This window comes from Mucilaginibacter sp., assembly GCF_965277465.1.
GTDB lineage: Bacteria > Bacteroidota > Bacteroidia > Sphingobacteriales > Sphingobacteriaceae > Mucilaginibacter.
In genome coordinates this window covers 870,555-894,178 of sequence record NZ_CBDICW010000002.1, presented here as the reverse complement: position 1 = coordinate 894,178, position 23,624 = coordinate 870,555, and the positions used below count along the sequence as shown (strand labels likewise).

Genomic DNA, 23,624 nt, shown 5'->3' with positions numbered 1-23,624 from the left:
TCTTTATGTTTGGCATCGATTTTATTTCATCGGTTATACCCAACAAATTATTTTTTTCAATACTTATATTGCTCTCAATAGTTGAAGTGTTGAGCTATTTAGGCTTTGTACTGTGGTATATTTATTCTTGGAAAGGCCACTCAACGTTACTAAAAATATACAATGCCCTAAAACTATTGATTTTGAGCATTATGATATTAATTTCTATATTGTTTTTTGCAGTGATCTATAAATAAGGCTTCGTAAACCTTTAACACCTATTTCAACTCCGGGAATTTACCCATATCAAAAATACTTTTTTCGGCGGCGGTTTTTTCAACGTCCTGCCATTTGCGTGGCGCATCAATTGATAGTACCGTTCCTGCTGTTTTACCAATTAAAACGTCATCCTCAATTCTTACACCTATATTCCACCATTTTTTATCGCATGGGCTGCCCGCAGGGATATAAATACCCGGCTCCACAGTAATTACCATTCCTGCTTTTAAATTGCCCCTGTACTGGCCCTTATCGTGCACATCAAGCCCTAAGTGATGCGATACCCCGTGAGGGTAATAAGTACTTACTTCTTTTGCATCTTTTATAATCCCTAACTTGATCAATCGGGCCGAAAGTATTTCGCGGGTTTTAACTTCAAGGCTGCTATATGGCACACCCTCTTTACACAGTTTAAATACTTCTTCCTGCGCATCATATACAATCTGGTAAATAGCCTTTTGCTCTTCGGTAAATTTTCCGTTGGCCGGGAAGGTGCGGGTTACATCTGCCGAATAACCATGAAGCTCTGCCCCTACATCCATCAGCACCAATTGGTTTTTTAATTCCATTGCGCTGTTTTCTTCATAATGCAAAATACAACCGTTAGCACCTGCACCTACAATTGGCGGGTAACCTTCATCTTCGGCACCATATTTTTTATGTACATACAGCATAATACCTTCTAATTCCCTTTCAGACATTTGCGGTTTCACAGCCCGCATAGCTTCGGCATGGGCCAGGCTCGAGATCTGTACCGATTTTTTAAGCAGCACCAATTCTTGGGGTGTTTTTACACCCCTTAAATCGGTGGTATAGTTTGAAAACAGAAAGGTACCCGATGGATTGGCATTTATTTTAGCCTTCACATCAACCAACGTAACTGAATCAGGCTTGTTAACTAATTCCTGGATAATGGAGTTGTTCTTATAGTCGTCCAAACCCAATTTAGGTTTTAAATAAGCCATTATACGATCCATGTTTTTAGGCGTAGCATATTGGTTTATCAGGTTCAGGTCGCTCTCAATAGCGGCATTGCTTTTCTTTATATCTGCTTTAAGCTTAAAAGCGGTAACCAAATCATTCAAACTGCCCTTTGCACCATCTGCGCTAATGTCATCAGGCAAATTATCATATACCACTACACTGAACTTTTTAAAATCGACAGGGAACTTTGCAAATGCTTCACTGTTGTAAACCCGTTTAAATCCAAGTTTATTTTTAACCCCATCAACACCCAGGCGCCTGCCTGTCCACTGCTCGCGTGCCGGGTCTTTGTGCCGCACGAAGAACAGTTCATTATAACTGCTGTCGCCATCGGCCTGCATATCCTTAAATACCAGCAATACCGCATCAGGCTCTTTATAGCCCGAGAAATAATAAAGATCAGGATTTGCATGATAAACGTAGTTAACATCTTTAGAGAATACACGCTCGGGATAAGCAAATATTACCGCAACCGAATTTGCGGGCATCATATCACGAAGCGCCTGCCTGCGGCCTGCATGAAAAGCCGGGCTCAGATAATCCTGAGGAAGCGTGGCATCAATATTTTCAGCTTGCGAAAAACACTGTACAGCAGCACTGCATAATATTGCGGCTACAAATAAGCTTTTGTTAAAAAATTTCATGGTTTGATAAAATTGCAATAGGGTCAAAAACTTGTTTAATATACACATAATATCAACATTCAAAAAAAAGCAATAGCCTTACCCGGCGTTAGCAAGGCAGGCAGTTTTAAAATCCTTTAGCATTCAAAGCAATCTCAATTACCTAATCACTAAAAAATTATTACCTTTGCCCAAATCCACCCAAACGATGCAAAATCTTACACTGCTCGACGGTCCAAAATTTCAAATCACTTTACAGCGTTTATGTCGTCAGTTAATAGAAAATCATAATGATTTTTCTGAATCTGTACTTATAGGCATACAGCCCCGCGGTATTTACCTGGCCAAACGAATTGCAGAAGAACTCCGAAAAATATTACCCGGCAAAACCATTCTGCAAGGCGACCTCGATATTACTTTTTATCGGGACGACTTCCGCCGCCGCGATCAATTAGTGCCTAATCAAACCAAAATAGACTTTATCATCGAGAACAAAAGTGTGATCATGATGGATGATGTACTTTGGACGGGCCGCACCATCCGTGCAGCTATGGACGCACTGCAAGCCTTTGGCCGCCCCGAAAAGATTGAACTATTGGCTTTTGTTGACCGCCGTTACTCGCGCCACATCCCGGTAGAAGCCGATTATGTCGGCATAGAGGTTGATTCTATCGCATCGCAAAAAGTAGTGGTTAGCTGGAAAGAAACAGATGGAGAGGATAGAATAACGTTAATATCTGAAGCTAAATAATAACAATTTTAACCGTGCGGTATTGCGAACCAATAAGCAAAACGCAAGGAGAAAAGCATAAAAATAAAATCCTAACTCGGAATTCCGAAATACAAACAACATGGCAGGACTTAGCACAAGACATCTTTTAGGAATTAAGGACTTAAACCCGGCAGATATTCAGTTAATATTTGAAACTGCCGATAATTTTAAAACGGTTTTAAACAGACCGATAAAAAAAGTTCCTTCCCTGCGCGATGTAACTATTGCTAATATATTTTTTGAAAACTCTACACGTACACGCCTATCATTTGAGCTGGCCGAAAAGCGCCTCTCGGCCGATGTGGTAAATTTTGCGGCATCATCATCATCGGTAAGCAAAGGCGAAACCCTGATTGATACCGTAAATAACATACTGGCCATGAAGGTTGATATGGTGGTAATGCGCCACCCGTATGCCGGTGCAGGTGTATTTTTATCAAAACACGTTAAAGCACAGATTGTAAATGCCGGCGATGGCGCGCATGAACACCCTACCCAGGCCCTGCTTGATGCTTTTTCAATCCGCGAAAAGCTTGGCGATGTAGCCGGTAAAAAGGTAGTGATTGTGGGTGATATTCTGCATTCGCGCGTGGCATTATCAAACATACTTTGCCTTAAGCATTTAGGTGCCGAAGTTATGGTTTGCGGACCAACAACGCTGATCCCTAAATACATTGGCTCATTAGGTGTAAAGGTTGAACATAACCTGTTAAAGGCACTTAACTGGTGCGATGTAGCCAATATGCTGCGCATCCAGTTAGAGCGCCAGGATATAAAATACTTCCCGTCGCTGCGTGAGTATACCATGCTGTATGGCTTAAATAAACAGATCCTCGACTCGTTAGATAAAGAGATCATTGTGATGCACCCCGGCCCTATTAACCGCGGCGTTGAAATTACCAGCGATGTTGCCGACAGCAAGCAATCTATTATTTTAGACCAGGTTGAAAACGGTGTAGCCATCCGTATGGCGGTGCTATTTTTATTGGCGGGCCAAACACCGTAATAATTTGCTGTTAGCCATTGTACATTAATTACCGGTACTTACGTTATTATCCGTAGCTTTTAAATATGAGATCGGTATTTGTAATTTTCTTAATTTGCATCATGGCAGCCAATACATCCGCACAAAGCCAAAAGCAGTTAAAGGTAGATTCGGTGTTTGTATTGGTTAAAAAATATTTCAACCTTAAAAATGCCGATGCCATTTATAACCTTACCGGCAATGGCTTTCAAAAAGAACTGAGCATTGATACATTTAACACGGTTGCCAACCAGCGGCTGTTTGTTTTAGGAAAGATCACCCAATCATCATTGATCAGCTTTGTGAACAATAACCTCGCTACTTACAAAGTAAAACTCGGTGCCAATACGCTGCTTCAGGTAGCCATTAGCCTTGATACGCACTACAAAGTAGAAACCCTGTTGTTTCAACCCTATAAAGACCCCATAAGTAATAAAACTGCACTGGTGCCTACCTCAAATACATTACGAACTGAAATGGATAAAAAGGTTGATACCGTTGCCCGGCAATACATTCAAAAGGCAAATACAGTTGGCCTGTGTATTGGGATAATAAAGGACGGCCAGGTAACCACTTATGGATATGGTGATACAAAGAAAGGCAATGGCAAAATTCCTAATGCTGATAATTTTTTTGAGATAGGATCGATCACCAAAACATTTACTGCAACCCTATTGGCTTATTTTGCCGATAAAGGCGATGTTAAGCTGACCGACCCTATTACCAAGTACCTACCCGATTCTGTTTCAAGCAACCAGGCGCTTCAAAAAATTACTTTATTAATGCTCTGCAACCATACTTCGGGACTGGCAAACCTGCCTGATAACCTGAAGGATAACATGACCGATGCATTTAATCCGTATAAAAATTATAACAAACCGCTATTATACAGCTATTTAAAAACCTGTAAACTAAATAGCAAACCCGGCGAGCAATATGCATACTCAAACTTAGGTGTAGGTTTATTAGGTACTATTTTACAGTACATAAGCGGCCAAACGTTTGAGCGCATGGTTAACGAAGTTATATGCAAACCGCTGGGTATGCTGAGCACCGGCCAGTATTTAAACCCGCTTAACTCGCAACGCTTTGTATCAGTTTACAACGCAGTTGGCGATATTACCTACGCCTGGGACTTTGATGTATTAGCCCCAAGCGGATCGCTAAGATCAACCATGAATGATATGCTGCTATACACCAAAGCAAATATGCAGGCCGGTACTGATTCCCTTTCAAAAGCTATGCAGCTAACCCATAAGCCAACCTACACTAAAGATGTAAAGATTGGTATGGCATGGCACATTATTGTTGTTAATGGTATTAACTATTACTTTCACAATGGCGGCACCTATGGCAGCAATTGCTTCCTGGCTTTTAACCCCGAAAAAAACACGGCCGTTATCGTACTCTCAAACGCATTTGAAAGTACGGATGCAGTAGGCACAGGTATCCTGAAAAAAATTCAATAACAATTGGTTATTGATACTCCTCATGTATACCCTCTGCAATTTCTTCAATTGCCTTTTTGTTAAAAGCATCTAAATCAGCAGGCGTACGGCTTGTTACTAATCCCCTGTCGGCCACTACTTCCTGGTCAATCCAATTTGCACCGGCATTTTTAAGGTCTGTTTGTAATGATGGATAAGAGGTTAGCGTACGGCCATTGATTAAGCCGGTTTCAATCAGTACTTGCGGACCGTGGCATATAGCTGCAACTGGCTTCCCTTCGTCTAAAAATGCAGCTACAAAGGCAACTGCATCCTTGTTTTGCCTTAACTTATCCGGATTAAGCACACCGCCCGGTAATACCAGCGCGTCATAATCTTCGGGGCTTACCTCACTTAATTGCTTATCAACGGTTATTTCAATACCCCAGTTGGTTTTGTCCCATGCTTTTATCTTGCCGCTTTGGGGCGATATTACATGTACGGTAGCACCGGCAGCCTCTAAAGCCGCTTTAGGGCTGGTTAATTCTACTTGTTCAAATCCCTCCTCAGTCAGAATCGCCACTTTATGATTACTTAAGATTGCCATAAATACTTCAGATTTATTATTTAAAAGTTGTTAAAATTTAATCTGTATATAAATACAACCATAGTTTATCTATAGTTTTGAGGGATTTAAGAATTAATTAATCCTTAAGGATCAGCTTAATTTTTTGAAATTAATACAATAATGGAGCAGAAATATGCTGAAGTGCATAATTGATAAAATTGCTGGTGAGGCCAAAATCTTCGGTACCCTTACGACGGATAAAAAAGAAATCGCGGGTAATTTTTAAACCTTCGATGGGTACTTCAACCAAATCCCCCTCTGCAAGTTCGCGGATAATGGATGGCCGCGGCATAAACCCCAAGCATTGATCGGCCAGTAAAAAGTTCTTCAAAGCCTCGGTACCGCCTAACCTGATCTTTACCGAAAGATCAGCCGGTTTAATATGCAGGCCCGATAATGATTTCAATAAAGCATTTAACGTGCCCGATCCACGCTCACGCAGTGCAAGCGGTGTTTTAACAAACTGTTTCAGGGATAATGATTTACCCGCCAGCGGGCTTTTAGCCGAGCATACCGGGATCACCTCATCGCTCATAAAGGGTTTGTAGGATACCGTGGTAAGTTTATTATCAACCTCAATGATCCCAAGATCAACCTCGTGATTAAGCAGGGCATTTAAAATATATTCAGAGTTGCGGTTAACCAGTTGAATATCCACATTGGCATATTCGCGCTGAAAACCGGAGAGTATGGATGGCAATATATATAAGGCAATAGTTGTGCTGGCACCCAAACGCAAATGCCCCGAGGCCTGCGAAAGGCTGCTTAAAACCGAAAGATCATACTCCACCTTGCGCTCAATCTCAGTGGCTTGTAAAAGGTATTCGTTCAGTTTGGTTCCTGCCTCGGTTAACAGGATGCTGTTGCCTTTGCGCTCAAACAAAGGCACCTTGTACTGATCTTCGAGCGCCTTGATATGCTTGCTGATGGCAGGCTGCGTAACAAACAATATTTGCGCAGCCTTACTAAAACTAAGGTTGGCAGCAACTTCCATAAAAACACGGTGAGCGAAAGAAATCATAAGGTTTCAAAGATAGTTAAACAGTATAAATTATAGTTATAATGAAGCTTTGATATAATTTAATCCTTTTTTATAAGCAGCTAAAATCTACAATGTTCAAGCAGCAAAACAGGTGTCGTTTTGTTGCAAATTGTAATGTATTTTATATTTGATGGCAGTATAAATATTGCGCTGATTTTTTTATTGGAAAAGATATTAAAGATGGTCGTTTCTTTTACTTTCACATGTAAAGTATCATTTAATGTAATTGTTTTTACCGATGAAAAATACTTAACTGCCTCGGCTACTTCAACCTGTAAATGATTATCCGTAATACAAATGGATACCTGTTTGGCATCTATAATTGGCTTTCCTTTAATAAATTCGTAATAGTAACCGAATGATAACGCAGCAATTATGGGTAATACTATTTTTAGTTTTGTCATTGTTTAAGTTTCAGCGTAATTACGTTTACAAAGTGACTGTCACGTATTGCTATTTAATTTATCACCTTTTCAAAATACGGCCCAATGAATTTATAGGTGATATATTTATGGGTCACCTTACCGCTGCTTTCCACATAAGGAATAAAAATAGTCTTTAATTTTTCATCAAAATATATAGTGGGTCTTACTTTCCAATCAACAACAGAGAAAAAATCATAGTCATAATATAGCTGACTATGCAAGCCTGTTTTTGTTTTAATAATCTTCGTGTCTTCATTTAGCTTACCTCTATCAATAGTAAAGATTTGTATACCCTGACCAGCATCTTTAGATGAACCAATTGTTAGGTAAACGCATAAATAATACGTTTTATCACCAACTTTAAATTTGTAAATAGTATGATAATTAGGCCTGCTATCCCCTTCCTGTTTAGGTGTATCAAGAATAGAAAAAGTCTTTGCAGCTAATTTATACTGAAATACATTTTCAAAAAAATGCATAGTTCCACCTGTCCATGTATCCCAGGAATATATTCTGAACAAACCATCCGAAGAACTTAAAACATCCAGGTGTTCTGCTTTTAATAAATTAAATGGCTGACTAATAGTAAATGGATATTTTCTTGTATAATCACATAATTTTTTCGCGAATGCATCATTTGATTCTGAATTATCAGAATTAGCATAATCTATCTTTTTAAATGCTTTCAACAAGTCTAATTCAACAGATTTAGGATTTTGTGCAATGGATAGAAAAGGAACAAAACAACTTAGAATAAGTAATAGCTTAAAAGTTTTCATCAGATCGGTTGTATTAAAATAAAAATAGGGATAATCAGCAGATCATCCCCATCATATAATAAAATTATGTATAAAGCTTACGCCTCAACAGCCTGACCTATCAAATGCTTTTCAGCTAAATATTCTGCAATCTGTACGGCATTAGTAGCAGCTCCCTTACGTAGGTTATCTGATACTATCCAGCAGTTCAGGGTGTTTTCCTGGCTTTCGTCCCTGCGGATGCGGCCAACAAAAACATCATCCTTATCGTGCGCATCAAGCGGCATCGGGTATTTTAAGTTAGCCGTATCATCAACCACCACAACACCTGGCGATTTTGCTAATAGTTCCCTCACCTCGGTTAAATCAAAATCATTAACAAATTCAACATTAACAGACTCAGAGTGCCCACCCATAACCGGGATACGTACAGTTGTAGCCGTTACCTTGATGCTGTTATCGCCCATTATCTTCTGGGTTTCCAGTATCATTTTCATTTCCTCTTTGGTATAACCGTTTTCGGTAAATACATCAATCTGAGGGATCACGTTAAGGTCGATAGTGTAAGGATAAACCTTAGGGCCGTCAATACCTTTACGTTCGTTAAATAATTGCTCTACGGCCTTAACACCAGTACCAGTTACCGATTGATAGGTTGATACTACTACTCTTTTAATTTTATATTTATCGTGCAGTGGTTTTAAGGCCACTACCATTTGTATGGTTGAGCAGTTTGGGTTGGCAATGATCTTATCATCGGCAGTTAAAACATGGGCGTTAACCTCAGGCACTACTAATTTTTTTGTAGGATCCATGCGCCATGCTGATGAATTATCAATAACAGTTGTGCCTGCTGCTGCAAAAAGCGGCGCCTGGCTTAATGAAGTACTGCCCCCTGCCGAAAATATGGCAACATCGGGCTTCTGTTTTATCGCATCCTCAACAGAAACTACCTTGTACTGCTTACCCTTAAAAGTGATCTGTTTACCAACACTTTTTTCTGAAGCTACCGGAATTAATTCTGTAACGGGGAAGTTGCGTTCTTCAAGAACCTGCAACATTTTGGTGCCTACTAATCCTGTAGCACCTACTACTGCGACTTTCATTGTTTTAAATTGTTATGTATAATAAATTTTGCTCCAAATATGCGAAATTTTTTTGAAGTAATACCCCGTTGCCCTACCAATTTAGTATATTATAAACAGGCTTACCGGGCTGAACACTAACACCATTTAATGTAACATTATACTAATACAAAGCGCCAAACCGCTTACTAAAGCAACATAAACAGCCGCTAAATTGAAGCAAATATTTAACTTTACCGCTTAATACAAAATTGTATGAGCGAAAAGATTTTGATTATTGGTGCTAACGGGCAAATAGGTACCGAACTGGTGAATGCTTTAAGAAACATACACGGGGCAGAGGCAGTAATAGCATCAGACATTAACGATCCGGCTTATGCGATCCGCAACAGCGGGCCTTATGAGTTTGCCAACGTGCTTGATAAGGATAACCTGCACCATATTTTTGAAAAACACCGCCCCACGCAGGTTTATTTGCTGGCAGCCATCCTATCTGCCGTAGGCGAACAAAAACCAAAAATGGCATGGGACCTTAACATGACCGGCCTGCTGCACGTGCTTGATTTTGCGGTTGAGTTTAAAGTAGCTAAAGTATTTTGGCCAAGCTCAATAGCCGTTTTCGGGCCGCATTCGCCGCAGCAGCAAACACCGCAGTATTGTGTAATGGACCCTAACACTGTTTATGGTTTCAGCAAACTTGCAGGCGAACGCTGGTGCGAATACTATTTTGAAAAGTATGGCCTTGATGTACGCAGCCTGCGTTACCCCGGGCTGATAGGCTGGCGTGCAAACCCGGGTGGCGGCACTACCGATTATGCAGTACATATTTTTCATGAGGCCTTAAAAAATGGCAAGTACCAAAGTTTTCTATCGGCCAATACGGCTTTGCCTATGATGTATATGGATGATGCCATCAGGGCCACCATATCATTAATGAATGCCCCGGCCAATGAATTAAGCATCCGTTCATCCTATAACTTAGCTGGCTTTAGCTTTACGCCCGATGAGCTGGCTGCGGAAATTAAAAAACACATCCCTGCTTTTGAAATAAGCTATAGCGATAAAGACCCGCGCCAGGCAATTGCCGATAGCTGGCCAAAATCAATTGATGACAGCTATGCCCATAAAGACTGGGGCTGGCAGTTAGAATATGATCTGCCTAAAATGGTGGCAGATATGTTAATTAACTTAAAAAATGTAATTTAGGCCCTCTGTTTACCGAAAGGGAGCAAGGAGCATATTATAACTATTAAATTTAAAAATAACCTGCCTTTTTAAGGGGACAGGAGGCTAAATATGGGAAGAGCATTCGAATTCCGTAAAGAAAGAAAACTTAAGCGCTGGTCTAAAATGGCCGTGCAGTTTACCCGTTTAGGGAAAGAAATTGTAATGGCTGTAAAAGCCGGCGGCGGCGATGTAAATACAAACTCGCGCCTGCGTACTGCTGTACAAAACTCAAAGGCCGTTAACATGCCTAAAGACCGCGTTGATGCAGCTATAAAAAGAGCCATCAGCCGTGATGAAAAAGACTACGAAGAAATAGTGTACGAAGGTTATGCACCTTATGGCGTTGCCATATTGGTTGAAACCGCTACCGATAACATTAACCGTACGGTAGCCAATGTACGCAGCTATTTTACCAAGTATAATGGCGCACTGGGTAAAACCGGGTCGCTTGATTTTATTTTCAGCCGTAAATCTGTATTTACATTTGAGCCGGGCGACCGTGACCTGGAAGAACTTGAATTTGAACTGATAGATGCCGGATTAGAGGATCTTTTTGTTGAGGCAGATGAAAATGGCAATGATGTAGCCGTGATCCATGCTGCTTTTGAAGATTTTGGTAAAATGCAAAAAATGCTGGAATCAATTGGTATTGAAGTAAAATCAGCCAAGTTGGAGCGTGTTGCACAATCGTTTCACGAAGTTACCGAAGAGCAGGTAGTTGATATTATGAAGTTAATTGACCGCCTGGAAGAGGATGACGACGTGCAGGCAGTTTACCATAACATGGCTGAGTAAATACGATTGCACTAAGGGATGGGGTATATCACCCTGAGGCACCCGAAGGGTAAGCACAGAGGCCTTGCCCGCCATGCTTCGAGTGCCTATGACACCACGCGATAAAACAATATAATAAGAATAAGCAGGGTTAAAAGAGGCTGTCACCCTGAGGCGCTCGAAGGGTGAGCACAGAGGCCTTACCCGCCATGCTTCGAGTGCCTCAGCATGACATCCTCTTAAATTTAGCTACTGATAAAATAACATTATGCCACTTTTCACCGCACGTAAGCAAGAAAAAAAAGTTAAAGTTACCTTTAGCAACGGCTTGCTGTTTGTTGAAAAACCCGATGGCAAACAACAGGCTTTCCCTTTGGAATGGTTCCCCAAACTGCTGAATGCAACCGATGAGGAACGCGAAGACTGGGCACAAACCGCCAAAGGCATACATTATAATAAATTAGACCTGGATGTTGACTTTTGATGAGTTTTTTAAAAAGAAAAGAGTTGACCTGATTGCCTTAGAAAAGGCAGAACCGGCGCTGTTTTCTGAATTTAAAACCCATTACGAGCAAATGGGCGAAAAAAGCTTCGATCATACCAAAAAATACTGGTTTAATAAAACAAGGCGCAAATTCCCATTAGCTGCCGAAGTTAAAACCGAAAAAGCGCATATTGCTAACCCGCTTGCAGAGCAAACCATTACCGAAAGTCTGAGTGAAACTACTGCCCCGGCGCCAAAATTAGGTTTCGCACCAAAATTCAGGGCGGGTAGTATACCAAAGCCTGCTGCGAATGTGGAGGATAAAAAAGAAGAGCCAATAATTACTTCCGAAAATACCGCACAAGCCAACCCTCCTGAAACTACCGGAGCAAAACCAGCAGCTTATCAGCCCCGCTTTAAAATGAAGCCAAAGATAGAAGCGGAAGAAATTACACCTGCTGCGGATAAAACTGAAGAAGTGCCTGCTGAAAAAATTGAAGCCAAACCAGCTGCTTACCAGCCCCGCTTTAAGATGAAGCCCAAGGTAGAAGCAGAAGAAACTACACCAGCCACAAATAAGACAGGAGAATCACCAATTGAAACTTTAGAAGCAAAGCCCGCCGCTTACCAGCCCCGCTTTAAAATGAAGCCTAAGGCGGAAGAAAGTATTGCCCCTGAAGAAAAGTCTGTGGAGCCCCCTTCAATAAATCCGGAACCTGCACCTGCTGAAAACAAAGAAGCGAAGCCTGTTTACAAGCCCCGCTTTAATATGAAAAACATCCCGCCAAAAACGGAAGAATAATTACTTATTATTATTTAGTATGCGTAAATAACCAGGGAATTAGATCCGGTTCTTTAAATGCATCGTTCCAACTGTTGTGGTCGTCGTTTGGATATAGGGTATATTTGGGCGTACCACCTGCTTCTTTTATTGCTGCAACTATTGATTCCGAATGTTCATACGGCACTACACTGTCTTTCTGCCCGTGAAACACCCATACCGGCACTTTCTTAGCATACTTTTTAGCATTCAATGTATTGTCGCCGCCGCAAATGGCAAATGCCGCTGCAAACACATTAGGCTTACGGCCAATTAGCTCAAATGTGCCCATCCCTCCCATTGATAAACCACCAACATATACCTTATGCTTGTTTACATAAGGTTTATCTAAAAACTCATCAACCAAACCCAATAAACCACGCATAGCTGCTGTTGGCGGGCCATCCTTTTGAAAAATGAACTTTAATTTTTTAGTGGCCGAATCGGGCTCAATTTTAACATTGCTCCAATAGCTGTTAGCAGGGCATTGCGGGTAAATTACTATTGCCGCATATTTTTGGCGAATGGTATCAGTCATAAACAACTGGGTACCGTATATCAATTGTGATTCGTTATTGTTACCTCGCTCGCCTGCACCGTGCAGCACCAATATTAACGGATATTTTTTTGTTGGATCGAAATTAACCGGGAATAAAATACGGTAGGGCAAGGTATCGCCCTTGGTTGAAATGAATGAACCACGATCAAATGAAGGATGGCCTTGTGCATTGACCAATAACGGTACTAAAAGGCACACAAATAATATTGCTGATAGTATTTTAGTTTTTACCATATAGATGTGATGAGTAAGCTTATTAAACTCTGTTTGGATAAATTTAGTGTATATGCCCTAAAGTTGTAGCAGATAATCAATAAATTTAACAGATCAGCCTTCAATCAACCCTGATAACTTTTGTGCGCTGCGAAACACCGTTTTCATTAATGGCCTCTATCTGGAAGTAATAGGGCATTTTGTTATCCATCGCCTTAAAATAATATTCGTTAGCGGTATGCACCATTATACAATTGTATAGTTTATCGGGTGCTGTACCTGTGTAAATATTATAAGCAAAAGCATTATCAACTGTTTGCCATTTTATCCAGGCGCTGCGTTTATCCTTTTCGGTACGTAAAACAATAAAACCTTTTACAGTATCAGGCTTGCTGCCGCCGCCGTTACCAAACACACGCAAACCGCTTATAGCAAACTTGCCTGTTGGCATGTGCACGTTTTCAAGTTTAATATAGCGGGCTTTTACAGGCTTGTTCAGTTCAACATAGTCATGCGGCACATCAGTTTTATTTTGGCTTTTATCAGCCATGAGATGCCACATTTTAGCATCAGACGAATAGTACAGCCTATACTGTGTATACGTTGTTGTTGATTTACCCAATATAGTAGCATCCTGATCGGCATAGTTTATTTGTACGGCGTTTACCGTACTTTCATTACCTAAATCTGTTTGTATCCACTCGCCTGCATTGGCGGTTGCTGCACTCCAGTAGGTTTTTATATTCTCGTCTACCGCATTATTGGCCGTATAGCCCCCTAAGGTTGATGATACGGTTACAGATTTATTATAATTCAGCAACATCCAGCCGGTAAAGCGGCTTTGTAAATGATCGGCTTTGCCATCGGGCAAATAGGTAGGATAATCGCCAAATGCGGTGTTGCAATACAGTACATCATCCTTATCAAAGCCGGCCGGCCAAATGCCTAACCTGCGTTCAAAACTATTTTTTACACCGATTACCATTGTTGAGATATGCCAGTAATTGCCCCAGGTGTCGGTATAGGTGCTGCCATGCCCTGCTCCCCTGGCAAAGCCACCGGGTTTATAGCTAAATGGCATTGATTGCGGGGTAAATGGCCCTAAGGGGTTATCGCCAACCACTACCCCATCAGCATAACCGCTAAACTCGGTACCGGGTGCGCCATATTGCAGGTAATATTTATTGTTATGCTTCGTCATCCACGATCCCTCAATAAAGGGATCTAAAAAGGTATCATCCAAATACTCGCCAAAGCGCTGCCAGCCATAACGGTAAGGCTGCAGTAAATACATTTCTTTACGGTAACCCTTAAGGTGGAACGTTTTAGGATCAACTTCTGCGCCATACACGGGATAGCTATTACTGCTGCCATTGTACATATACAATTTGCCATCATCATCCCTGAAAAAATCAGGATCCCAGCCACCTGGCTCAAACTCATGGATAGCTTCTTTCCATTCGTTTGCTTTGGGGTTGGTACTCATCCATATCGGGAAGTTTGCCGAGTATGTTGAGCCGAAAACCATCAGCGTATCGCCCTGCACCCAAACAGCAGGGGCACAAAGATCATCGTATACATGATGCTCGGGCCTTAAAAAATGGCGGGATACAAAATTCCAATGGTACATATCATGGCTCCACCAATATCCCCATTGATTGGTTGAGAAAAGGTAATAATCACCCTTATACATCGTAATTACCGGGTCGGCTGTTGCACGGTGCTTGCCTTCTGTTGCAAAATCAGGGATGGGCGTATACCCGTAATCTATATTTATAGGATTACAGTAGGTTAGCTGTTTTTGCTGCGCCTTTACCAAGCCTGAACATAGCAGCAGGCAACCAGTAATTAATACAACAAGAGATGATCTTTTACTCATTTAAAGCAATTTTGTAAACACAAACTATTTTATAGCCGGGCTTTGAAAATCAAGTTTTTTAAGGCCCTGCTGTATTTCGGGACAGCTCATAAATAAGTTCCACATCAACCCGCTGCGGTAGTTCTCAATCATTACAACCTCGGGCCCCTGGTCAATAGCAAGGTACGATTTTGCATACCAGTTATGCGACTCGCTAAAAGCATCGGTAAAACCATATTCGCCCCAGATCTTATCACCCAGATCATAATAAAAATGGCGCAACGCCTGCATAGAATATTGTGGTGTATAAGGGAATGCCGATAAGGCCGCAGTAGGTGTTATTACGCCAAGATCGTTTGTGGGCGAATGTGCATTATAGCCCTCAAAGTTATCACTGGCAGTAAGTCCCCAGCAGTTTTCGCCATAACCTTTAAACTTTTTAGGATTATCCAGGCAGTAGGCGCGGTTTATTAAGGTATGGTTTAAGTTTTGTTCCCAGTAATCAGCATATTGATCCTTTAATCCTTTTGGATTTAATCCCTGGAAAGAATATTGGGAGAAGAACAGTGGACCACCATAAGGGAAACCCAAAGGCAGCTTATATCCGTAGTAAGTATTCCCATTTTTAAAAAAGTCGCTTTGTGCCCAGCCGCGGTGGTAAATATCAGCCGATACAGGGTATCTCTCTGCCGATTCAGCAAGTATATAAGTAATTAAACATTCGTTAAAGCCCCGGATCGGGAAATTCATGGCCCAGCCATTGTTGGGCGACCAGTGCCAGTACAGGTTATCCCTGCCATCGCGGGTGTACCAGCTCCATTCAACATCGTTCCAAAGCCCGTTTATCATACCGCGGATGCGGTTCTCTTTTTGATTATCAGCATTAAAATATTGCCTGGCACAAAGCAGGCCTTCAAAAAGGTAAGAGGTTTCAACCAAATCGCCACCATCGTCTTTACGGCCAAAAGGAATAATCTTACCTGTTGTACCGTTTAACCAATGCGGAAATACACCATGAAAGGCATCGGCCTTATATAAAAAGGATACCATTTTCAGCATCCTGTCAACCGCTTGTTCGTGGGTGATAAATTTACGGTGATCGGCGACTATAAGTGCCATAATACCGAAGCCTGAGCCACCTATGGTTACTACCTCGTTACCATAATCATAAGCTACATTGCTGCGCTCGCGGGCAAGGCCGCTAACCGGGTGGCCAAAATCCCAAAAATAACGGAACGTTTGGCGCTGTACTACATCAAGCAGGGCGCTATCCGTCAGGTTTTTAATTATGCCAACGGGCTTAATTCCATCTGTTGGTTTTTCGGCTTTTTGGGCCATGCAGCAGCTGGCTATGGTAATTAAAAAGGGAAGTATTAATTTTTTCATTAGTTGTATTAGTTTATCCGCCCACTTATCGTAAAAACAAAGCCATCATGTATTTGCATAGTGCAAACCGTGGATTGCTTTGTTTCACGTAATGTTGTACGGAGCATTATTATAATTTAGGACTTGAAAAGCCAAGGCTCTTCATCCCTGTTTTTACTTCGGGGCAGCTCATAAATAAGTTCCAGAGCAGGCCGCTGCGATAGTTCTCAATCATTACTATTATAGGCCCCTGGTCAATTGCCAGTGTTGAATTTGCAAACCAGGTATCAGTAAGGTTAAATGAATCGTAAAAGCCATAATCGCCCCACATTTTATCCCCTAATTTATAATAGAAAAATCTTAATGCCGCCATTGATTGTGTTGGCGTGTAGGGTAAAGATGCTATAGCCGCCGTTGGGGCAATTACGCCAACATCGTTAGTTGGGGAGCTTGCGGTATAACCATTTTCAATATCGCTGGCAGTTAGGCCCCAGCAGTTTGCACTATAGCCGTTATAAGCCTTAGGGTTAGCCACACAGTAGTTATAATTAATGGTAGCATGCGCCTTGTTCTGCACATCGTAGCTGGCATAAGCATCAGACAGGCCGTTAGGATCTATCCCCAAAAAAGAATATTGGGAAAAGAACAGCGGACCACCATAAGCCGGGCCAAGCGGCAATTGTACCCCCAAAAAGGTATTTCCGTTTTTCATTGCGCCATTAAGTGCCCAGCCATTATCATAAACTGCTTTAGGAATGGCATGTGTGGTTGATGATGCACCCATTACATAAGTGATCAGCGCTTCGTCCCATCCGTTTACCTGCATATTGGTTGACCATGCGTAGTTAGGGCTCCAATGCCAGAATAAGGTATTCTGATTACCTTGCTTAAACCAGTCCCACTCTACATTGTTATAAAGCGTATTAATATCGGTACGTAAACCGATTTCATCAGTACCTGTGCCATTAAAAAACTGGCGTGCAGTTAACAGGCCCTGCATCAGGTAAGCGGTTTCAACTAAGTCGGCACCGTCATCCTGTGCGCTGAAAGGAATTACAGCCCCGGTAGCCCCGTTCATCCAGTGCGGAAAAGCTCCGTGAAAGGTTTGTGCATTATTTTTAAGGAAGCCTACTATCTTCTGCATCCTTGCCAAGCCATCGGCCCTGCTTAAAAACTGCCTGCTTACACCGGTAACCAAAGCCATTATACCAAAGCCCGATCCGCCTGTGGTTACTACATCGCCTGATGAGTTGCGCTCGCGGGCGAGGCCGCTTGTTGGGTGGCCGAAATCATAAAAATACTTCAGGGTTTGTTTCTGTACCAGGTCAAGCAACTGATCGTCTGTTATTACCGGGAATTTGTTGGTTGAATCAATGGCAGTAGTTAACTGTACATTTACTGCCGATACCAGTGCACCGTTTTTAGAGGATTTAAGATCTGTAGATACGGCAAGTGTATATTGCGTGATAGGCAATAATGCCGATGGGGTAATAACAATGGTGCTATCGTTATTTAAATAAGCCGCACTGTAACCAACTGTGGCACCCGATTTATTTTTAAGGCTGACACTGCTGCTTACCGAAGCATGGTTTACAGCTGCCGAAAATGAAATTTTAATAACCGGTGCGTTATTTACATTGTAATAGGTAAACCCATTATAAATACCATTTACTTTTAAAGCATTAAAGCTAAATGATGATGGGGTAACCGGGGTAACGGGTGTTACCGTTTTTTCTTTACCACAGGCAGCTATTAGCAGCACCAATAATAAAACCCAATAATTTTTTAAATATCTCATGCCTTTATTAAAGATGCAGAATGGCCACTCTACAAGTAAAAAAAAGAGGCTGCCCGGATTTCCTGACAACCTCATAATCAATCAACTTTTATCTTCCTGCTTTTTCAAGGTTATATAAACCTGTAATTTCTGATGCATTGAGCACTGTACTGTATACCCGTACCTGGTCAATTACACCGTTAACGTTAGCAGCCCAGCCCTGTGAACCTGTATTTGTAGTAAGCGATGGGTTGGTTTGAAACTGCAGCGTTCCAAAAACCATTTGATTGGCTTTTGACCAATCGAGCGGTGTAAAGGTTGGTACAGTATTGGTACCAGCCTGTGCACCGTTGTAATAAACAGTTACGGTAGATGCCACATCATCATAAGTTACAATAATGTTTGTCCACTTGTTCCATGGGTTGGCTACGGTGTAACCACCTTCCCAGGCGTCAACTCCGGTTGTAACAGCTGCATTGTTGTATACGTGTACTTTTAATACCCCTGTTGTTGCAGTGCCGCCGTTATCAAAAAATATATCAAAGTTGCCCCAAAAATTTTGGCTGTGTGCTACGCTCACTATACCGGTAGCCCCTGTGTTTAAAGGCATATTTACCCATGTGCTTATGGTAAAGCTATGCAGGCTTTTTACCGCTGCCGGTGTATTGGTTACTGCATAACCCGTAGTTGAGCCCTGTAAGCCTTTGCCTTTTACGCCTGTTGAAAAACTTGTACCCGTTCCAACTGCTGCTGTTTGCGAAATACTATCAACCAAACTGCCGTTAAATGGCCAGTAGGCTACCAAATTTGCCGGTTCAATATCTTTTGAGTTACTGAAACCACCATAGGTTGGCAGGGGTTTTGATGGTTTATAAGTATTTGCATCAAAGCCTTTCTGGCATGATGACAGCGTGAAAGCCATCACCACACCTGATAATAATCCGGCTGTAATTATATTTTTAAATGTTTTCATCTTTTTTGATTTTAATAGCTGAATTAATAACCCGGGTTTTGTGTTAACAGACCTGCACTTAAATCTATTTCGTTTTGTGGAAGCGGCCATACTTCGTTCTTGCCAGCTTTCCAGCCGCGCGAACCAAATACTGCTGTACCCCTGCCCTGGCGGATCACATCAAAATAGCGGTCAAACTCCATTGCTAACTCAACCCTGCGCTCGTTATAAATTGCAGTGCGTAAGGCAGCCTGGTCTGTTGTTGTAACTGGTGGCAATATAGCGTTGTTACCACCCCTTGCACGTGCCCTTACTGCTTCTAACGGAACCAATGCTGCTGCTGAACTGCCTAACTCGTTATTAGCTTCGGCATTCATTAATAATACATCGGCATAACGTAAACAGATCTTATCCTGCTGGCAACCTTCGTTAAAACCTGAAACGTAAAGACTGAATGGCACATACGATTTTTGGTTATACATTGGGTTATCGCCCGATGCATCTATTACATCACCTTCGGGTGTAGTTTCACCTCTGAAAATGATGGTGGCATCGCGGCGCGGGTCGCCTGCTTCATAAGCTGCGGCCAAATCAGCACTTGGAACGTTAAAGCCCCAGCCGCCACCTGTTACGCCACGCACACCCTGTACCTGTGAATACTGTGAGTTTGAGGCAGCAGGGTTATTAGCGATCAGCATGTTCTGTATTTCAAATATGGATTCAGAATTATTTTTATGCGTAGTTCTGAACATTTGCTCATAATTAGGATATAATGTATAACCCAATGCCATTACCTGGTTGGTATAGCTCAATACATCGCTCCATTTTTTCTGGTACATAGCTGCTTTGGCATGTAAGGTTAAAGCAGCGCCTTTAGTTACGTGACCAATATCTGCCGAGCTGTAGCTTTGAGGCAATACAGCTGCTGCATCGGTTAAATCAGTTTCAATTGCTGCCCATACCTGTGCCTTTGGTGTACGCGGAATATTATACTCTGATGCAGCTTTAGGTACGTGTAAACGCAATGGCACATCGCCAAATGCCCTTACCAATCTGAAATATGCCCAGGCACGGATAAATTTAGCTTCGGCAAGATATCTTGCTTTTAAGCTTCCATCCATAGTTATACCCGGTACGTTATCCAGTATTTGGTTAGCAAAGTTGATGGTCTTGTATTCGCCACCCCAAAAATCATCTATCTGGCCTTCGCCGGAGTTAGCTGTAAAATTGTGAAAGTCGTTCATGAACGATGCGTCAGACGGGGTACTTCCCTTTTCAACATCGTCTGATCCCATGCTTTCAACCGCTATAGGTGCAAAAGCAATATTTGTCCACTCGTGTAAGTTAGCATACATGGCATTAACTGCCGATGTAGCATCAGCCTGTGTTTTCCAAAATTGTGATGCTGCCACATTACCAGCGGGATTTACATCCAGAAAGCTCTTTTTACAGCTCTGGAACATTATAAGTGATGCAATAAAGCTTATCCCGAACGCTCCTTGCAATAATTTTTTCCTGTTCTTCATCATTATTCAAATTAAAAAGTAACGTTAACACCAAAATTATAGGTTGCATAAAGCGGGTAAACGCTTGCATCAATGCCCATGTTACCTACTGCTCCACCTAACTCAGGCGTAAATCCTTTGTAACCAAAAATGTTTATGGCATTTTGGGCGTTGGCATAGAACCTGATTTTATGTACACCAAATCTTCTTAAAGCTGTACCCGGTAAGGTATAACCTAACTGTGCATTCCTTACACGGAAGTAAGCACCGCTTTCAACAAAGAAAGAGTTTGGTTTTGAGTTATTGTTTGACCCAATATTTACTGACGGATAGGTATCAGAGGTACCTGCTCCATGCCAGCGATGTTCGTAAAAATCCTGGGTGAAGTTTTCATTACCAAAACGGTAACCAAGGTTGGCATTATAAACGCTAACATCGGTAACACCCTGAAGATCGATCGCTAAATCAAACTCTTTGTAGGTAAATGAAGTATTAAAACCATAGCTGATCTTAGGGTTAGGGTTACCTAACACTACACGATCCTTGCTGGTAATTGCGCCATCGCCGTCTGTATCCTGGTAAATAAAATCACCTGGCTTAGCATCCGTTTGTTTTGATGCAGCAATTTGTGCAGCAGTTTGGAAAACACCGGTAACCTTGTAGCCATAAAACTCGCCAATAGGCTCACCTACAACAGTACGGGTAGCTAAGTTGCCATTGGCAATACCGTTACCACCACTATAAATAGGGTTTTTACCGCTAATTACTGATAATACTTTGTTATTGTTGATACCAATATTACCGCTGATAGCGTATGAAAAATCTTTAGTAGGCTGATCTCTCCAGCTTAATAAAAATTCAAAACCTTTATTGCTGATACTGGCCTGGTTACCTATCAGGCTACCGCTGTTTGTACCGATTGATTCAAGTACCGGGATGGCAAAAATAGCATCCTCAGTTTTCCTGTTATAATAATCAGCTTCAAATGATAGTTTATTGTTTAAAAATGCACCTTCAATACCAAAATCAGTAGCTACTGCTTTTTCCCAAACAATAACCGGTGGTACAATGGTATTGATACTTGCACCCTGGCTGGCTACCTGCGGGTTACCGAAAATAGCAGTCAGGTACGGATCGGCCGATACAGTTTGTACCGACGGGTTAATAGGTACAACAGAGTTACCTACCTTACCCCAGCTTCCGCGAAGTTTCAGGTTATCAAATATGTGCTGATTTTTCATGAACGACTCATTGGTTATTACCCAACCACCACCAATAGATGGGAACCATCCGTAAGCGTTAGGGAAAAACTGTGAGGCACCGTCATGACGGATAGAAGCATTTAACAAATACTTATCCTGAAACGAATAGTTGATACGGCCAAACTGCGACAATGCGCGGTTGTGGATCTGCTGTGACGGATCGGCGTAGTAATTAGCCTTAGTAGTATCAGGGAACGAGTTATGTAAATTACCTGAAGCTGCATAAGGAACATTTTTAGCAGAAGCATCCAATTCAAACGACCTGTTATTTTGCGCCGAGTAACCTGCTAAAGCGGTAAATTTATGATCCTTGTATTTATAATCGTAGGTCAATGTATTTTCCCAGATCCAGTTGTGGGTTTCAGTATGGTTAACATCTAAATCTGATGTATTAACAGTTTGCGCAACTGTTGCCGAATAAACCGGGGTATATCCCCTGGCTTCTGCCTGGCCAATATCACCACCAAAGCTTGTCCTGAATTTCAGGTTCTTTAAAATAGATAACTCGGCATGTACATCACCAGTTAAGCGGTGATTTACTGATTTTTGGTTAAAATAATCAAGTGTAGCTTCGGGGTTAAAGTTGTTACCATCACCGGTGTGGTAGTCAGCCGGATCGCCGTAAGCACCATCCTTATACCTTACCGGTAAAGTTGGGGCAGCGGTAAATAACTGGTGGAAGATTGCGCCCGGAGGATCAATTGATTTACTGTAAAGTCCGTTTGCGCTAAAGCCTAATGATAATATTTTGATAGGTTTAAATTCATTAGCGATGTGCAGGGTATAGCGCTGGTAGTTATTATTCCGGACCAAACCATCCTGATCAAGGTAACCGAATGAATAATCGTAAGTTGATTTTTCTGTACCGCCGCTAACTGAAACCTGGTGGTTTGTTACCAGTGCGTTGCGCAGGATCTGTCCGTACCAGTCAGTCCCTTTGCCATAGCCGGCCGGGTTACTGAAAACCGGGTTACCACCGTTAATTGCCGAAAGCTCATTAACGCCTGTTGCATACTCAGATGCATTGGCCATTTTAACCTGGTTGGTTACAGCCTGCCAGCCTACATAACCATTATAGTTAACAACCGGTTTACCTTTTACGCCATGCTTGGTGGTTATCAATACCACACCATTTGCTGCACGGATACCGTAGATAGCTGTGCTTGATGCATCTTTTAATATAGTAACGTTTTCAATATCGTTATTATTTAAAAAGCTAATATCGCTGTACCAAACACCATCAACCACAAAAAGCGGACTAACATTACCATACACCGTACCTAAACCGCGTATGCTAACCTGTGGTGATGAACCTGGCGAACCGCTGTTGATAATGTTAACACCGGCAACTTTACCCTGTAATGAGCTTAATGGATTAGTTGATGCCTGTTTGGCAATTTCAACACCCTTTACTGATGCAGTTGAACCTGTGTTATCAATTTTACGCTGTGTACCGTAACCTATAACTACAACCTGCTGCAGCTCGCTGGCTTGAGCAAGTAATTTAACATCAATATTTGTGCTACCATTTACTGCTACTTCGCGGGTGGAGTATCCAATGTAGGTAAATGTTAAAGTGGCGGCTGATGGTGCAGCAATTGTGTAGGCACCATTTGCATCGGTTTGAGTACCGGTTTGTGTCCCTTTAACTGCTATGCTTACGCCAATAAGCGTTTCGCCTGTAGTAGCATCTGTAACCTTACCTTTTACGGTAACATTTTGTGCAAACGCAGCAGTAATAAAAAAAGACAACAAAAGTACTAACCCTGAGATTGTAAAAATTCTCTTCATAGTGGTTAATT

General features: G+C 41.8%; 20 protein-coding genes. 7 read left to right on the top strand and 13 right to left on the bottom strand.

The genetic code is table 11. The features are described from left to right. Positions 1–257: 257 nt before the first annotated feature. Positions 258–1,886, bottom strand: a complete 1,629-nt coding sequence (locus ACQY4U_RS16365; protein WP_428330521.1) for an aminopeptidase P N-terminal domain-containing protein — start codon at positions 1,884–1,886, stop codon at positions 258–260. A 187-nt stretch (positions 1,887–2,073) separates the two neighbouring features. On the opposite strand from ACQY4U_RS16365, the gene pyrR reads away from it, so the two are divergent. From pyrR to ACQY4U_RS16350, 3 genes are all read left to right on the top strand, one after another. Next, positions 2,074–2,616: a bifunctional pyr operon transcriptional regulator/uracil phosphoribosyltransferase PyrR gene (pyrR, locus tag ACQY4U_RS16360; protein ID WP_428330520.1), complete on the top strand. Its 543-nt coding sequence runs from the start codon at positions 2,074–2,076 to the stop codon at positions 2,614–2,616. Between the two features lie 100 nt (positions 2,617–2,716). Next, positions 2,717–3,643, top strand: coding sequence for an aspartate carbamoyltransferase catalytic subunit (locus ACQY4U_RS16355; RefSeq protein ID WP_428330519.1), 927 nt, complete (start codon positions 2,717–2,719; stop codon positions 3,641–3,643). 101 nt (positions 3,644–3,744) lie between these two features. Beyond that, the gene (locus ACQY4U_RS16350) at positions 3,745–5,130 is read left to right on the top strand and encodes a serine hydrolase domain-containing protein (protein WP_428330518.1); all 1,386 of its coding nucleotides are present in this window, start codon (positions 3,745–3,747) and stop codon (positions 5,128–5,130) included. Positions 5,131–5,137: 7 nt separating this feature from the next. Here the strand turns inward: ACQY4U_RS16350 and ACQY4U_RS16345 are convergent, their stop codons facing one another. The 5 genes from ACQY4U_RS16345 to ACQY4U_RS16325 all read right to left on the bottom strand — a co-directional run bounded on the left by ACQY4U_RS16345 (position 5,138) and on the right by ACQY4U_RS16325 (position 9,047). Then, complete coding sequence (locus ACQY4U_RS16345; RefSeq protein WP_428330517.1) at positions 5,138–5,695, bottom strand: type 1 glutamine amidotransferase domain-containing protein; 558 nt, start codon at positions 5,693–5,695, stop codon at positions 5,138–5,140. 130 nt (positions 5,696–5,825) lie between these two features. Then, positions 5,826–6,737: a LysR substrate-binding domain-containing protein gene (locus tag ACQY4U_RS16340; RefSeq protein WP_428330516.1), complete on the bottom strand. Its 912-nt coding sequence runs from the start codon at positions 6,735–6,737 to the stop codon at positions 5,826–5,828. Positions 6,738–6,817: 80 nt separating this feature from the next. Continuing rightward, complete coding sequence (locus tag ACQY4U_RS16335) at positions 6,818–7,162, bottom strand: hypothetical protein (RefSeq protein ID WP_428330515.1); 345 nt, start codon at positions 7,160–7,162, stop codon at positions 6,818–6,820. Positions 7,163–7,215: 53 nt separating this feature from the next. Then, positions 7,216–7,962, bottom strand: coding sequence for a hypothetical protein (locus tag ACQY4U_RS16330; RefSeq protein WP_428330514.1), 747 nt, complete (start codon positions 7,960–7,962; stop codon positions 7,216–7,218). Between the two features lie 77 nt (positions 7,963–8,039). Beyond that, positions 8,040–9,047: an aspartate-semialdehyde dehydrogenase gene (locus ACQY4U_RS16325; protein ID WP_428330513.1), complete on the bottom strand. Its 1,008-nt coding sequence runs from the start codon at positions 9,045–9,047 to the stop codon at positions 8,040–8,042. 234 nt (positions 9,048–9,281) lie between these two features. On the opposite strand from ACQY4U_RS16325, the gene ACQY4U_RS16320 reads away from it, so the two are divergent. From ACQY4U_RS16320 to ACQY4U_RS16305, 4 genes are all read left to right on the top strand, one after another. Continuing rightward, the gene (locus ACQY4U_RS16320) at positions 9,282–10,232 is read left to right on the top strand and encodes an NAD-dependent epimerase/dehydratase family protein (protein WP_428330512.1); all 951 of its coding nucleotides are present in this window, start codon (positions 9,282–9,284) and stop codon (positions 10,230–10,232) included. Between the two features lie 90 nt (positions 10,233–10,322). Beyond that, positions 10,323–11,048 (top strand): YebC/PmpR family DNA-binding transcriptional regulator, encoded by a 726-nt coding sequence (locus ACQY4U_RS16315; protein ID WP_428330511.1) that lies wholly within the window; start codon positions 10,323–10,325, stop codon positions 11,046–11,048. 247 nt (positions 11,049–11,295) lie between these two features. Beyond that, a complete protein-coding gene (locus tag ACQY4U_RS16310) occupies positions 11,296–11,511 on the top strand; it encodes a DUF2442 domain-containing protein (protein WP_428330510.1) in 216 nt (71 codons plus the stop codon). Next, on the top strand, positions 11,498–12,313 hold the full coding sequence (locus ACQY4U_RS16305; protein WP_428330509.1) for a hypothetical protein: 816 nt from the start codon (positions 11,498–11,500) through the stop codon (positions 12,311–12,313). Before ACQY4U_RS16310 ends, ACQY4U_RS16305 begins: the two co-directional genes overlap by 14 nt. A gap of 10 nt (positions 12,314–12,323) precedes the next feature. On the opposite strand, the gene ACQY4U_RS16300 is transcribed toward ACQY4U_RS16305, so the two are convergent. The 7 genes from ACQY4U_RS16300 to ACQY4U_RS16270 all read right to left on the bottom strand — a co-directional run bounded on the left by ACQY4U_RS16300 (position 12,324) and on the right by ACQY4U_RS16270 (position 23,613). Continuing rightward, positions 12,324–13,124, bottom strand: coding sequence for a prolyl oligopeptidase family serine peptidase (locus ACQY4U_RS16300; RefSeq protein WP_428330508.1), 801 nt, complete (start codon positions 13,122–13,124; stop codon positions 12,324–12,326). A gap of 100 nt (positions 13,125–13,224) precedes the next feature. Next, complete coding sequence (locus ACQY4U_RS16295) at positions 13,225–14,982, bottom strand: discoidin domain-containing protein (RefSeq protein WP_428330507.1); 1,758 nt, start codon at positions 14,980–14,982, stop codon at positions 13,225–13,227. A gap of 24 nt (positions 14,983–15,006) precedes the next feature. Beyond that, the gene (locus ACQY4U_RS16290; protein ID WP_428330506.1) at positions 15,007–16,347 is read right to left on the bottom strand and encodes a glucoamylase family protein; all 1,341 of its coding nucleotides are present in this window, start codon (positions 16,345–16,347) and stop codon (positions 15,007–15,009) included. Positions 16,348–16,456: 109 nt separating this feature from the next. Continuing rightward, entirely contained in the window at positions 16,457–18,124 is a 1,668-nt protein-coding gene (locus tag ACQY4U_RS16285) for a glucoamylase family protein (protein WP_428330505.1), read from the bottom strand. An 88-nt stretch (positions 18,125–18,212) separates the two neighbouring features. Further along, entirely contained in the window at positions 18,213–19,076 is an 864-nt protein-coding gene (locus ACQY4U_RS16280; RefSeq protein WP_428330504.1) for a LamG domain-containing protein, read from the bottom strand. 23 nt (positions 19,077–19,099) lie between these two features. Continuing rightward, positions 19,100–20,584, bottom strand: coding sequence for a RagB/SusD family nutrient uptake outer membrane protein (locus ACQY4U_RS16275; protein WP_428330503.1), 1,485 nt, complete (start codon positions 20,582–20,584; stop codon positions 19,100–19,102). Positions 20,585–20,592: 8 nt separating this feature from the next. Continuing rightward, positions 20,593–23,613, bottom strand: coding sequence for a SusC/RagA family TonB-linked outer membrane protein (locus tag ACQY4U_RS16270; protein ID WP_428330502.1), 3,021 nt, complete (start codon positions 23,611–23,613; stop codon positions 20,593–20,595). Positions 23,614–23,624 lie beyond the last annotated feature (11 nt).